Here is an 11,744-nt window from a genome sequence, read left to right as displayed (position 1 = left end):
TCGTTACCCCGATATGGCGTCGGCGGACGGCGGGCACGAAGGCCCGACCGTAGCGTCCCAAAGGTCGAAGCGCGCGACCTGAGGGAGGCAGCCATGTGGAAGCCGTTACCGGGGGAACAGGCCCCGGTCGCCGTCAAGCTGGATCGCTGGCGGGCGGGGTTGCCGCCGGACGCCTGGCCGGACAACTTCCCATTGAGCGGCGAGGTCTGGCGGCGTGACGTCTTCGCGGTGGCCGATGCGTACCGAGCCGGCAACGCCAGCGCGCGGCAACTGCTGACCGCTGTGCTGGTCTGGGGTTACGGCCCCATCGGGTACGGGCCGTGGCGCGCCGCCAAATCGCTCGGCGCCGACCCGGACGGCAAACGCCTGGCGTACGCGCTTGAGGAGGTGTCCACCTCAGCGGCCGACGAGGACGCGCTCCGCACGGCGTACCGCCGCTTCCGTGACCCCAACCACGCTCGTCTGCCGTGGTTGGGGCCGGGATTGTTCACCAAGGTCCTCTACTTCGCCGGCTACCGGCGAGGGGTTGGCGGCGTGCAGCCCTTGATCCTCGACCGTGTCGTGGCCAGCCGTCTCCCCAGCGAGGCCGGCGTCGGCCGTCACTCCGGCTGGTTGTCGGAGGAGTGGCTCGCATACCTGAGCTGGGCTGCCGAGCAGGCACAGGCCAGAGGCGTTGAGCCGGACGCGGTCGAAATGGCTGTCGTGCACAACGCCGAGGTGGCTAGGACATAGCGCGGAGGCGCGCGTCGAGGGCGTCGAGGTCGGGGACGAACCAGATGTGCCCGGCCTGGTTCGACTCGTGCACCAGAGCCCGTAGCGCCGAGCTGCCGTCCAGGTGCGTCGAGATGTCACCGACGATGGCCAGGCGCAGCCGGTAGTTGACGAACTTCTGCATCACGTCGCCGGCGAAGCGGGTGCCCAGCGAGAAGAAGCGTTCGTCGAGTCGGTTGGCGGGCACGGCGACCACCTGCGCGCCGGCGAAGGCCGCGCCGATCAGGTCCAGCGCGTCCTGTTCGGTGGCGACGGTCGGGCCGGCCGGGTCGCAGACCAGCACCGTGACGCCGGCGCGCTGCTGCATCTCGTCAGGCATCGTGGACCTCCCGGTCGATCAGGCCGTTGTCGGCGTTGAGGACGGCATCGAGCAGGTGCAGCACCTCGGCGGTGCCGGCGGGATCACCGAGGATGATGATCTTCAGGCGGCGGCGGTCATCGTCATGCACGGTCTGCACCCGCAGCGGCCGGGCCGGGTCGTGCCCGGTGTTGACGCTGGCCAGCACGAGCGTGCCGAGCCGGTCGGCGGCGGCGCGGTCGACACCGTCGATCTGCACGATGCTCGACACTTCCGCCTGCGCGGCCACGGTGGGGGCGGGCGGCCGTCCGGTGAGCGCGTCGAGATCGCTGGCGGCGATCCGGTACTGCTTGCCGATCCGTACGGCGCGCAGCCGGCCGGAGCGGATGTAGCCGCGCACCGTCCGCACGTGTAGGCCGAGCCGGTCGGCAACCTGTTCCACCGAGTACATTTCTTCCGTCATCGTTCCCTATCCTAACCCCATAGGGAAGGATAGGGATTCATGGGATAGCCGTTGCCTGTCGGCAGTCACAGCGAGACGCTCAGCGTCGGTGGGGTCCAGTACCGTCTGGGAACCATGGACGCGCGGGTCGGCGACGCCATCATCGGGCGGGATCACCCCGCGGGTCTGCTGCGCGCCGAGTTGGATCGGGCCGCCACGAGCCACGGCGGTTTCGTCCTGGTCACCGGCGAGCCGGGCATCGGCAAGACCACCCTCGTCACGTCGGTTGCGCGCGAGGCCCGCCAGCGTGGCGCGCTCGTGCTCGGCGCGGCCTGCTGGGATTCCGACAGCGCCCCCGGCTACTGGCCCTGGGTGCAGGTCCTGCGCGCCCTGCGCCGCTCCGCCGACGACTGGGCGCTCGCCCGACCGGACGCCGAGCCGGCCCTCGCCGCCCTGCTCGGCGAGACCGGCGGTGACGTGCCCGGCCTCGCCGCCACCTGGACCGCTCCGCCCGGCGGCAGCCACGTCGCCGAGCAGGAGGCGTTCGCCCTGTACGACGCGGCGACCGCCGCGCTGGTCGCGGTCTCGGCGCACCGGCCGGTGGTGGTCGTCCTCGACGACCTGCACTGGGCCGACCCGGCCTCGCTGCGGCTGCTGGCGTTCGCCGCGCAGCACACCTGGTTCGAGCGGCTGTTGCTGATCGGCACGTACCGCGACGCGGAGGTCGAGGCGGGCGAGCACCCGTTGCGTCCGCTGCTGATGCCGCTGGTCGCCAAGGCCACCACGATCACCCTCACCGGCCTCGCCCGCGACGAGGTGGCCGCGTTGATGGCGCGTACCGCCGGGCGGGAGCCCGACGCCGACCTGGCCGACGAGGTGCATCGGCGTACCGGCGGCAACCCGTTCTTCGTCGAACAGACCGCCCGGCTGTGGCATGCCGACGGCACGACCGGCGCCATCGCGCCGGGCGTACGGGAGGCGGTGCGCCAGCGGCTCGACCAGTTGCCCGCGACGGTGGTCGAGGCGTTGACCGTTGCCGCCGTGCTCGGCCGTGAGTTTCACCGGGAGGTCCTGGCGGCCAGCGCGGCGGCTCCGGCGGCCCAGGTCGACCGGCTGCTCGACCAGGCGGTGACAGCCCGGCTGGTGGTGGCCCGCAGCGGTGGCCGGTTCGCCTTCGCCCACGACCTGGTCCGGGAGACCCTCTACGACGGGCTCACCGCCGACGACCGGCAGGCCCGCCATGCCGCGGTGGTCCGTGCGGTGGACCCGCCGACGGCCCTGACCGACCGGCTAATCCCGGCGGACCTGGCCCGACACGCCTACCTGGCCGGCCCGTCGCTCGACCGGGCCCGGGTCGTCGAGCTGCTGGTCGCCGCCGGGCGGGACGCGTTCGCCCGGCTCGCGGCCGACGAGGCCGGGGTGCACTTCCGCCGGGCGTTGGAGATCGTCGAGGACCCGGCGCAGCGGGTCCGGCTGCTCGTCGACTTCGGTGAGGTGCAATATCACCACGCCGGTCGGGACGAGGCCGTACGCCTGCTCGCGGAGGCCGCGACGCTGGCCCGCACCCTCGACGACCCGCTGCTGCTGGCCCGCGTCGCGCTCACCGTGCACCGGTCGCGTCAGGTCGACACCATCCGCTCGGTCGACACCGCAAACCTGGTGCGCGAGGCCTACCAGCGGTTGATCGGCGAGCCGTCGGCCACCGCGTCGGTGGCCACGCTGGTGGCCGATCTGATCACCGCTACGGAGACCATCGCGCGGTCCGGCCGTGACGACGAGGCGCTCACCTTCAGCCTGTGGGCGCGTCACGACACCACCTGGGGTCTGGGCACCGCGGCGGCGCGAGCCGCGCTCACCGCCGAGATCAGGGAGGTGGCCCGTCGCTCGGGCGACCGGGAGACCGAGCTGTGGGCCACCTCGCTGCGCTGGGTGGCGTTGCTGGAGCTGGGCGACCCCGGGTTCGTCGAGGAGTTCACCGCCTTCGTCACCGTGGGTCAGCAGGGCGACCTGGCCCGTCCCCGCATGGCGGCTGCGGTCGACGGCGGGATCATCGCGGCGTTCCGGGGCGACTTCGCCGAGGCCGACGAGCGGTTCACCGTCATCACCGACCTGTCCGACCCGGGGCACGCCGAGTTCGCCTTCATGGGCCATCACCTGCGCTGGGCCCGGCTGCTGTTGCAGGGGCGGTTCGACGAGATCGACGCGCTGCTGCACGAGTGGGCGCCGACCGACTACCCCTACCGGGAGCTGCTGTCGGCGATCACGGCGGCCGAGCGCGGCGACGACGAGACGGCGGTGCGGCTGACCGCAGTCATCGAGGCCGCCGACATCCACTACCCGCGCCCGGTGTCACCGCTGTGGCTGCGCCTGCGGGCGCAGGCCGCCGCCGCGTCCCGCGATCCGCAACGCTGCCGCGACGCGCGGGCCGCGTTGGCTCCGCACCGGGGGCAGTGGGCGGTCGGGCTCTTCGGCTGCGACATCAGTGGGCCCGTCGACCACTGGCTCGCCGTGGTCGACGCCGCCGAGGAACGCTGGGACGACGCGATCGCCGGATTCACCGCGGCCCGCGAGGCCGCCGACCGGATGGGCTCCCGCCCCTGGTCGCTCATCGCCCGCGCCGGGCTGGTGAACGCCCTGGCCCGCCGCGACCGCCCGGGTGACGCTGCGACGCTGGCCGAGCTGCGCGCCACCACCGCACGGGACGCCACCGCTCTCGACATGCGACAGGTGCTCCAGCGGCTCGCCGCTTCAAAACCAACCGACGCCGAGTCGGGCCACGTCGCCGGTCGGGGCGACGACGCCGGGCCGGACCGGGTCGGCCTTCCGGGCCGCACCTCCGAGGTGGGCCAGGTCGTCGGGCGGCGTGAGGTGACGCCGTCCGACCCGACGACCGAGGGGTACGCCTTTCGGCACGACGGGCCGGTCTGGCGGCTCGCCTACGCGGGGGTGGTGGCGCACCTGCCCGACGCCAAGGGCCTGCACGACCTGCAGCTGCTGCTGAGTCGGCCCGGCAGCGACGTGCCGGCGGTGGAACTGCTCGATCCGGCCGCCGGGCCGGAGCTGGTGGCCGCCCGCCGGATGGGCGGCGATCCGGTCCTCGACGACGAGGCGAAGGCCCGCTACCGGCGGCACCTGACCCGCCTCGACGACGAGATCGACCGGGCCGCCGCGCGCGGCGACGAGGCGAAGGTGAGCGCGCTGGACGCCGAGCGCGGCGCGCTGCTCGGTGAGTTGCGCGCTGCGGCGGGGCTGGCCGGACGCAGCCGACGCCTGGGCGACGAGGCCGAACGCGCCCGCAAGACGGTCACCGCGCGGATCCGCGACACGTTACGCAAACTCGACGACCGTCATCCCGCGCTCGCCAACCACCTGCGCGATTCGGTCTCCACCGGCGCCACCTGCCGCTACCTCCCGCAAACCCGCCCACCCTGGCGCCTCTAACCCGCCCCACCGCCGCGATCTTGCACTTTCGGTCCCCGAAATATGGGGTTTCGTCACTCTTGTCGGGGCAGGAAGTGCAAGATCGCGGCGGTAGGGCGCGGGAGGGGTTAGCGGCGGTTGTACTTGTACATGGTCAGCGTGCCGAAGACGAGTACGAAGCCGGCGCTCCACGCCAGCAGCCACATCGTGGCGGACGGGTCCGACTCGCCGGCCATCACTGCGCGCACCGAGGCCACCAGCTGCGTCACCGGGTTGACCTTCACGAACGCCTGGAGCCAGCCGGGCATGGTGCTCGGCTCGACGAAGACGTTGCTGAGGAACGTCAGTGGGAACAGCACCATCATGCTGACTCCCATCACCGACTTCTCGCTGCGCAGGATCAGCCCGAAGAACGTCCACACCCACGAGAACGCGAACGAGAAGATCACCAGCAGCCCGATGCCGCTGGCCACTCCGACGACGCCGCCGGCGGGTCGGAAGCCGAGCGCCAGCCCGACGCCGAGGATGACCAGGGCGGCGAGGATGTAGCGCAGCACGTCGCCGAAGATCATGCCGACCAGGGCGGCCGGCCGCCAGACGGGCAGCGTCCGGAAGCGGTCGAAGATGCCCTTCTCGATGTCGGTGTTCAGGCCGACGCCGGTGTACATGGTGATCATCACGACGCTTGTCACCATGATGCCGGGCAGGAAGAACTGCAGGTAGTCGCGCGGGCTGTCGGCGAGGGCGCCGCCGAACAGGTACGTGAACATCAGCACCATGATGATCGGGAACGCGGTCACGTCGAAGAGCTGCTCCGGCACGTGCTTGATCTTCAGCAGGGCCCGCCAGCCGAAGGTGAGCGACGCCCCCAGTGCGCTGGGTCGGGCCGGCCGCGCGCCCGGCGCGAGGACTGTCGCCAGCGCCTCGGCGGACGGTACGTAGACCGACGGCGCCCGTTCGGTAGTGGTGGTGGTGTCGCTCATCGGGCTGCCTCCAGCTCGTCGTCGCGCTCGTCGGCCGACACGGCCGGATGATCGGTCAGGGCCAGGAAGACCTCGTCCAGGCTCGGCTGGCCGAGGGAGAAGTCGTCGACGACGATGCCGGCGCGGGCGAGGTCACCGAGCGCGCGGGCGGCCTGCGCGCTGGCGTCGAGGTCGCTGCCGGCCTCGCCGACCCGGGCGGTCAACGCGACCGGATCTGCGGCGAGCTGCACGGGTACGTTGAGGGCCTCGCGGAGCACCATCTCGGCCTGCGGCCGCTGACCGGGGTCGCGCAGTCGCAGGTGGACGGTGCCGGAGCCGACCGACGACTTCAGCTCACCCGGGGTGCCCTCCGCGATCACCCGGCCGTGGTCGACGACGGCGATCCGCCCGGCGAGCTGGTCGGCCTCGTCGAGGTACTGCGTGGTCAGCAGCACGGTCGTGCCGTGCGACACCACAGCCCGGACGATCTCCCACACCTGGTTGCGGCTGCGCGGGTCGAGACCTGTCGTCGGCTCGTCGAGAAAGAGCAGGTCAGGCGTGTTGAGGATGCTCGCGGCGATGTCGATGCGCCGCCGCATCCCACCCGAGTACTTCTTCACCTGCCGGTCGCTCGCCTCGGTCAGCCCGAACGCGGCGAGCAGCGCCGCCGCGCGCTCGCGGGCGGCCGGCTTGCGCAGGCCGAGCAGGCGGGCCAGGAGCACCAGGTTCTCCGTGCCGGTCAGGTCCTCGTCAACAGAGGCGTACTGGCCGGTGAGGCTGACCCGGCTGCGGACCTTGTCAGCCTCGGTGACCACGTCGTGCCCGAACACCCGCGCGGTGCCGCCGTCGGGGCGCAGCAGCGTCGCCAGCACCCGGACCGCTGTGGTCTTGCCCGCCCCGTTCGGGCCGAGCAGGCCGTAGACGGTGCCGGCGGGCACCCGCAGGTCCATGCCGGCCAGGGCCCGGGTCTCCCCGAAGGAGCGGGTGAGCCCCTCTGCCTCGATGGCCAGGCCGGTGGAGCGTCTGTTCATCATCCCTACCTCTCGTCCGATGGCCGGCGACGTCGTGGTCGGTGAGGTCAACGACGCCGCCCACCACAGGGCGCGAGGTGACGACCACCCGCCCGCTAGATCGGAACTAGCGGGCGCTGTTCCGGGCCGGAATGTCGGTGGGATCGGCTTGACTGGGGGTCGACGAGGGGGACGGAATGACTCAGGTACGCATCGAGCCGTGGCGCGAGGATGATCTCGATCTGCTGCGGCAGCTCAACTCACCTGACACGCGCCGGCACACCGGCGGCCCGGAGACCGACGAGCAGGTGCTCGCCCGCCATGACCGGTACGTGCACTTCGCCGAGGGCGGGCAGGGGTGCATGTTCACAGTGGTGCTGCCGGACGGCGCGCGGGCGGGCAGCGTCGGCTACTGGGCCCGCGAGTGGCGCGACCGACAGGTGTACGAGCTGGGCTGGGCGGTGCTGCCCGCGTACCGGGGAATGGGGCTGGCCACCGGCGCGGTGCGCGCGGCGCTCGACGTGGTTCGCGCCCGACGGGACCGGCGCTACGCGCACGCGTACCCGTCCGTCGACAACCCCGCCTCGAACGCGGTCTGCCGCAAGGCGGGCTTCACCTTGCTGGGAGAGACGAATTTCGAGTATCCACCCGGGCACCTGATGCGTGCCAACGACTGGCAGCTCGACCTGACCGCCCCGCCGACCGACGACTGAGGTCGGCGGGGCGGCCGCCGCGGGTCACCAGGTGGTGTCGAGGCGGTGCCGCTGCTCGGCGGTCAACTCCAGCTCCACCGCGGCCAGGCTCTCCTCGAGTTGGGCCACCGAGGAGGCCCCCACCAGCGGGATCGTCGGCAGGTCACCGCCCAGCAGCCAGGCGAGCACCACCTGGTTCACCGTCGCGCCGGTCTGCCCGGCCACCTCCCGCAGGGCGGCCAGCCGCCGGGGCGCGCTCGGCAGGTCGTACTCCGCGCCCAGCGGCCTGTCCGCCCGCGTGAACGCCCCCTTGAGCAGCGGCGAGTACGCCACCAGGGTCAGCTGCGGCTCGGCGCGCAGGTAGCTGAGCAGGTCACCGCCGGCAGCGCCCGGGTCGCCGTCCGGGTCCAGTTCGCCGGCCACGTCGGTGCGCCGGGGCAGGTAGCTGTGGTGGTACTGGAGCACCTCGTACCCCGGCAGTCCGGCGGCGGCGGCCAACGCGCGGGCCCGCTCCACCCGCCAGGCCCGGTGGTTGCTGGCGCCCAGCAGACCCACAGTGCCCTCGGCGACCAGTTCGGCGAAGCCCTCGATTGTCTCCTGGAGTGGCACGGTCCGGTCCTCGATGTGCGCGTAGAGCAGGTCCAGCCGCTCCACCCCGAGCCGTTCCCGGCTGCGCTCCGCGGACTCGCGGATCACCTTGGCGGAGAGGCCCTCGGCGTTGTCCAGGTAGCTGGTCCCCGGGGCCAGCGGTCGGGCACCCAGCTTGGTGGCGATGACGATCTCGGTGCCGACGCCGCGGCTGCGCCGCCACCGGCCGAGCAGCTCCTCGCTCTGCCCGCCCTGGCCGCCGTCCACCCAGAACGCGTAGTTGTCCGACGTGTCGATGAACGTGCCGCCGGCCTCGACGTACCGGTCCAGGATCGCGTACGAGGTGGCCTCGTCGGTGGCGCTGCCGAACAGCATGGCCCCGAGGCTGAGCACGCTGACCTCGCGCCGGGTCGCCGGGTCGGTGCCGATCGTGCGGTACCGCATGGGGATCTCCTTTCGTGCGCCCTGCCGGTGGGCGCCCGAGGACCACAGTGGCGGCTGGAGTGCGCTCCAGGTCAAGCCGTCGTCTCACCAGGGGAGTACGCCGTATCCGCCACCGGCGTCCATCTGGAAGCCCCACAGCAGCCCGCTCGGGCCGTCGGCCGGCAGCGTCGCCAGGTGAACGCTCACCTCGGCGCCCTGCTCGGGCGTGCGGAAGCCGTTGTTGCCGTTCAGGTCGGTGGCGCAGTAGCCGGGGTTCGCCGCGTTCACCTTGATCGGGGTGTCGCGCAGCTCCTTGGCGTACATGGCGGTGAGCATGTTCAGCGCCGCCTTCGACGACGGGTACGGCACGGAGGTCAACTCGAACAGCGCGCCGTCCGGGTCGGTCATCACCGCGATCGAGCCGACCTCGCTGGAGACGTTGACGATCCGCGCCGCCGGCGACCGGCGCAGCAGCGGCAGCAGCGCGTTGGTCACCGTCACCACCCCGAAGACGTTCGTCTCGTACAGCTGGCGCAGCGTCGCCACGGTCGTCTCGCTGGGCAGCCCCCGCGTACCGTCGGCGCGCACGATGCCGGCGTTGTTGACCAGCACGTCCAGCCGGCCGTACTCCGCCTCCACCCGCTTCGCGGCGGCCGTCACCGACTCCGCGTCGGTGACGTCCAGCGGCACGAACACCGCGTCCGCGCCGCCGTCGCGCAGCTTCCGCTCCGCGGCCCGACCCCGCTCGGCGTCGCGCGCGCCCACCAGGACTGTCATCCCGAGGCCGCCGAGCTGTCGTGCGGTGGCGAAGCCGATTCCCTTGTTGGCCCCGGTGATCAGGGCGATCATGTTCGTCATGCCGTCGAGCCTCACCCCGGCGGCGGCCAGCGGACAGGGACGGGTCGAGCCTGGGACCGGCGGTACCACCCTGGCCGACGCCGTCCGGGGCATGCTGGGGGAATGACGAGCAGCGGCCTGCGACGTGACGAACTGGCGGCGTTCCTGCGCACCCGCCGCGCCCGCCTGAGCCCCGCCGAGGTCGGCCTTCCCGACGGGACACGTCGGCGCACCCCCGGGCTGCGTCGACAGGAGGTCGCCCAGCTCGCCGGGATGTCGATCGACTACTACATCCGCCTGGAGCAGGGCCGTGGGCCGCACCCGTCCCGGCAGGTGCTCGCCGCGATGGCCCGGGCGCTGCTGCTGAGCCGCGACGAGCGCGAGTATCTGTTCCGGATCGCCGGTGAGCATCCGCCCGCGACAGTGGGCCCGAGCCGGGAGGTGAGCCCCGGGCTGCGGCACCTGCTCGACGCGATGACCGAAGCCCCCGCGTACCTCGTCGACGCCGCCTACCACGTGCTGGCCTGGAACCGGCTTGCCACGCACTTCGTGGGCGATCTCGCGACAGTGCCGGACGCCGGGCGCAACATGATCCGCTGGACGTTCCGGCAGCCGATGACCGACGCCCACTGGACCGATGCCGACGTACGCCGGTTCGTGCACAGCACGGTGGCGGATCTGCGGGCCGCCTACGGCCGCTATCCGGCGGACCCGGCGATCCGGGAGCTGGTCACCGAACTGCTCGGCACCTCGCCGCACTTCGCTCGCCTGTGGGCCGAGCACGACGTCGAGGAGCGCCGTCCCATCGTGAAGCGGGTGGCGCATCCCGAGCTGGGGCCGCTGGAGTTCGAGTGCCGGGTGCTGCTGGTGCCGGAGACCGAGCAGCGGTTGATCGTCTACGTCGCCGAGCCGGACTCGCCGACCCAGGCGGTGTTCCGCAGGCTCGCCGAGCGCGTCGGCTCCTGAATCCGCGGGCGACGTGCTGCCGCTCAGCCAGCGTGCGGACTGAGCGGCAGCACCGTCGATCGAGCGTCAGCGGGGCACGTAGGCGAAGGTGTCCGGGTTCGGGCCCTGCCGCCCGGCTTCACCCTTGTCCAGTGCGGTGATCCGCTCCATCGCCGTGTCGTCCAGCTCGAAGTCGAAGATGCGGGTGTTCTCCTCGATCCGCTTCGGCGTGGTCGACTTCGGGAAGATGATGTCGCCGCGCTGCACGTGCCACCGCAGCACCACCTGGGCCGGGGTGCGGCCGAGCTCCTCGGCGATGTCGACGACGGTCGGGTCGTCGAGCACCTTGCCCTGCGCGATGGGCGACCACGCCTCGGTGAGGATGTTGTGCTCGCGGCCGTAGGCACGGACCTCGTCGTTGGCGAAGTACGGGTGCGCCTCGATCTGGTTGACCGCCGGCACCACGCTCGCCTCGTCGGCCAGCCGCCGCAGGTGCGCCACCTGGAAGTTCGACACGCCGATCGAACGGGCCCGGCCGTCGCGCTGGAACTCCTCAAGCACCTTCCAGGTCGAGACGTAGTCGCCGTCGTACAGCGTCGGCAGCGGCCAGTGGATCAGGAACAGGTCGATGTAGTCCATCTTCAACGCGGCAAGCGTCGAGTCGAACGCCTTGCGGGCGTCGTCCGGGCGGTGGAAGCCGTTGTTCAGCTTGCTGGTCACGTAGACGTCACCCCGGTCGAGGCCGGACACGCGGATCGCCTCGCCGACCTCGGCCTCGTTGCCGTACATCTCGGCGGTGTCGATGTGCCGGTAGCCCGTTTCCAGGGCCGTGGTCACCGCCGCGACGGTGTCCTTCGGCTCGATCTGGAACACCCCGAAGCCGAGCTGCGGGATGGTGGTGCCGTCGTTCAGGCTGATGTCAGGAATCGTGAGTGCCACTGCGGCTCCTTCGCGTCTTCGGTATCCGTCATCCATACCCGGGCGGGTGGACGATCCACCGTCCAACGCGAGGTGACGAGCGCAACGTCGGGCCGGTTCACCCGGTCGTGTCGAACAACACCGGCCAGGGTCGCGCCGCCGGCACCGAGGGCGGCGTGGGCGGCGCCGGCTCGGCGACGGCCAGCACCTCGGCGGCGATCTGCCCGACCATCGGGGCCGCCGGATGCGCCGACCGTTGCGGCCAGACCGCCGAGGTGCGTTTCGTCAGCGGGGCGTCGGCGATCGGCCGCCACGCGATCCGGGGTTCCCGGCGGGCCAGCGCCGCCGGCTCCACGGCCACCCCACCGCCGGCCAGCACCAGCCCGAACAGGAACTCCGGGTTGCGCGCCGGCCGCACCCGCGCCGGCCGCCACCCGT

12 protein-coding genes are annotated in these 11,744 nt (G+C 72.2%); 4 read left to right on the top strand and 8 right to left on the bottom strand.

The window, feature by feature from the left end; translation table 11 throughout:
- Nucleotides 1-93: 93 nt before the first annotated feature.
- Entirely contained in the window at nucleotides 94-732 is a 639-nt protein-coding gene (locus B0E54_RS09590; protein WP_234582975.1) for a hypothetical protein, read from the top strand.
- Here B0E54_RS09590 and B0E54_RS09585 read toward each other — a convergent pair.
- Nucleotides 722-1,090 (bottom strand): DUF4180 domain-containing protein, encoded by a 369-nt coding sequence (locus B0E54_RS09585; RefSeq protein ID WP_234582973.1) that lies wholly within the window; start codon nucleotides 1,088-1,090, stop codon nucleotides 722-724. The two genes, B0E54_RS09590 and B0E54_RS09585, sit on opposite strands and share 11 nt — an antisense overlap.
- Nucleotides 1,083-1,532 carry a helix-turn-helix domain-containing protein gene (locus B0E54_RS09580; RefSeq protein ID WP_234582972.1) on the bottom strand — a complete coding sequence of 150 codons (450 nt, stop codon included), beginning with the start codon at nucleotides 1,530-1,532 and terminating at the stop codon, nucleotides 1,083-1,085. The genes B0E54_RS09585 and B0E54_RS09580 overlap by 8 nt, the downstream gene beginning before the upstream one ends.
- Nucleotides 1,533-1,646: 114 nt before the next feature.
- Between B0E54_RS09580 and B0E54_RS09575 the strand changes: the two genes are divergently transcribed.
- Nucleotides 1,647-4,952 (top strand): AAA family ATPase, encoded by a 3,306-nt coding sequence (locus B0E54_RS09575; RefSeq protein ID WP_234582970.1) that lies wholly within the window; start codon nucleotides 1,647-1,649, stop codon nucleotides 4,950-4,952.
- Nucleotides 4,953-5,059: 107 nt separating this feature from the next.
- On the opposite strand, the gene B0E54_RS09570 is transcribed toward B0E54_RS09575, so the two are convergent.
- Together B0E54_RS09570 and B0E54_RS09565 are read right to left on the bottom strand one after the other, a co-directional pair.
- Entirely contained in the window at nucleotides 5,060-5,914 is an 855-nt protein-coding gene (locus tag B0E54_RS09570; protein WP_234582968.1) for an ABC transporter permease, read from the bottom strand.
- Nucleotides 5,911-6,924: an ATP-binding cassette domain-containing protein gene (locus B0E54_RS09565; protein WP_234582967.1), complete on the bottom strand. Its 1,014-nt coding sequence runs from the start codon at nucleotides 6,922-6,924 to the stop codon at nucleotides 5,911-5,913. The genes B0E54_RS09570 and B0E54_RS09565 overlap by 4 nt, the downstream gene beginning before the upstream one ends.
- Nucleotides 6,925-7,100: 176 nt before the next feature.
- On the opposite strand from B0E54_RS09565, the gene B0E54_RS09560 reads away from it, so the two are divergent.
- Nucleotides 7,101-7,616: a GNAT family N-acetyltransferase gene (locus B0E54_RS09560; RefSeq protein ID WP_234582966.1), complete on the top strand. Its 516-nt coding sequence runs from the start codon at nucleotides 7,101-7,103 to the stop codon at nucleotides 7,614-7,616.
- Nucleotides 7,617-7,640: 24 nt separating this feature from the next.
- Here the strand turns inward: B0E54_RS09560 and B0E54_RS09555 are convergent, their stop codons facing one another.
- Together B0E54_RS09555 and B0E54_RS09550 are read right to left on the bottom strand one after the other, a co-directional pair.
- Nucleotides 7,641-8,627: an aldo/keto reductase gene (locus B0E54_RS09555; protein ID WP_234582964.1), complete on the bottom strand. Its 987-nt coding sequence runs from the start codon at nucleotides 8,625-8,627 to the stop codon at nucleotides 7,641-7,643.
- Between the two features lie 84 nt (nucleotides 8,628-8,711).
- Entirely contained in the window at nucleotides 8,712-9,464 is a 753-nt protein-coding gene (locus tag B0E54_RS09550) for an SDR family oxidoreductase (RefSeq protein WP_234582962.1), read from the bottom strand.
- Nucleotides 9,465-9,566: 102 nt separating this feature from the next.
- On the opposite strand from B0E54_RS09550, the gene B0E54_RS09545 reads away from it, so the two are divergent.
- On the top strand, nucleotides 9,567-10,409 hold the full coding sequence (locus B0E54_RS09545) for a helix-turn-helix transcriptional regulator (protein WP_234582961.1): 843 nt from the start codon (nucleotides 9,567-9,569) through the stop codon (nucleotides 10,407-10,409).
- Between the two features lie 66 nt (nucleotides 10,410-10,475).
- Here B0E54_RS09545 and B0E54_RS09540 read toward each other — a convergent pair whose 3' ends face one another.
- Both B0E54_RS09540 and B0E54_RS09535 read right to left on the bottom strand, forming a co-directional pair.
- Nucleotides 10,476-11,327, bottom strand: a complete 852-nt coding sequence (locus B0E54_RS09540; RefSeq protein WP_234582960.1) for an aldo/keto reductase — start codon at nucleotides 11,325-11,327, stop codon at nucleotides 10,476-10,478.
- Nucleotides 11,328-11,424: 97 nt separating this feature from the next.
- On the bottom strand, nucleotides 11,425-11,744 hold a 320-nt coding region (locus B0E54_RS09535), incomplete at its 5' end, for a LysR substrate-binding domain-containing protein (protein WP_234582959.1).

This window comes from Micromonospora sp. MH99, from assembly GCF_021442385.1.
Classification (GTDB): Bacteria; Actinomycetota; Actinomycetes; order Mycobacteriales; family Micromonosporaceae; genus Micromonospora.
The sequence above is the reverse complement of the archived record's forward strand: the minus strand, read 5'-3'. Positions and strand labels throughout refer to the sequence as shown.

Bases quoted from the DNA above. Each gene is read 5' to 3' on its own strand.
- B0E54_RS09590 (WP_234582975.1), top strand. From the start codon at position 94: ATGTGGAAGCCGTTACCGGGGGAACAGGCCCCGGTCGCCGTCAAGCTG.
- B0E54_RS09580 (WP_234582972.1), bottom strand. From the start codon at position 1,532: ATGACGGAAGAAATGTACTCGGTGGAACAGGTTGCCGACCGGCTCGGC.
- B0E54_RS09550 (WP_234582962.1), bottom strand. From the start codon at position 9,464: ATGACGAACATGATCGCCCTGATCACCGGGGCCAACAAGGGAATCGGC.
- B0E54_RS09545 (WP_234582961.1), top strand. From the start codon at position 9,567: ATGACGAGCAGCGGCCTGCGACGTGACGAACTGGCGGCGTTCCTGCGC.
- B0E54_RS09560 (WP_234582966.1), top strand. From the start codon at position 7,101: ATGACTCAGGTACGCATCGAGCCGTGGCGCGAGGATGATCTCGATCTG.
- B0E54_RS09555 (WP_234582964.1), bottom strand. From the start codon at position 8,627: ATGCGGTACCGCACGATCGGCACCGACCCGGCGACCCGGCGCGAGGTC.
- B0E54_RS09570 (WP_234582968.1), bottom strand. From the start codon at position 5,914: ATGAGCGACACCACCACCACTACCGAACGGGCGCCGTCGGTCTACGTA.
- B0E54_RS09575 (WP_234582970.1), top strand. From the start codon at position 1,647: ATGGACGCGCGGGTCGGCGACGCCATCATCGGGCGGGATCACCCCGCG.
- B0E54_RS09585 (WP_234582973.1), bottom strand. From the start codon at position 1,090: ATGCCTGACGAGATGCAGCAGCGCGCCGGCGTCACGGTGCTGGTCTGC.
- B0E54_RS09565 (WP_234582967.1), bottom strand. From the start codon at position 6,924: ATGAACAGACGCTCCACCGGCCTGGCCATCGAGGCAGAGGGGCTCACC.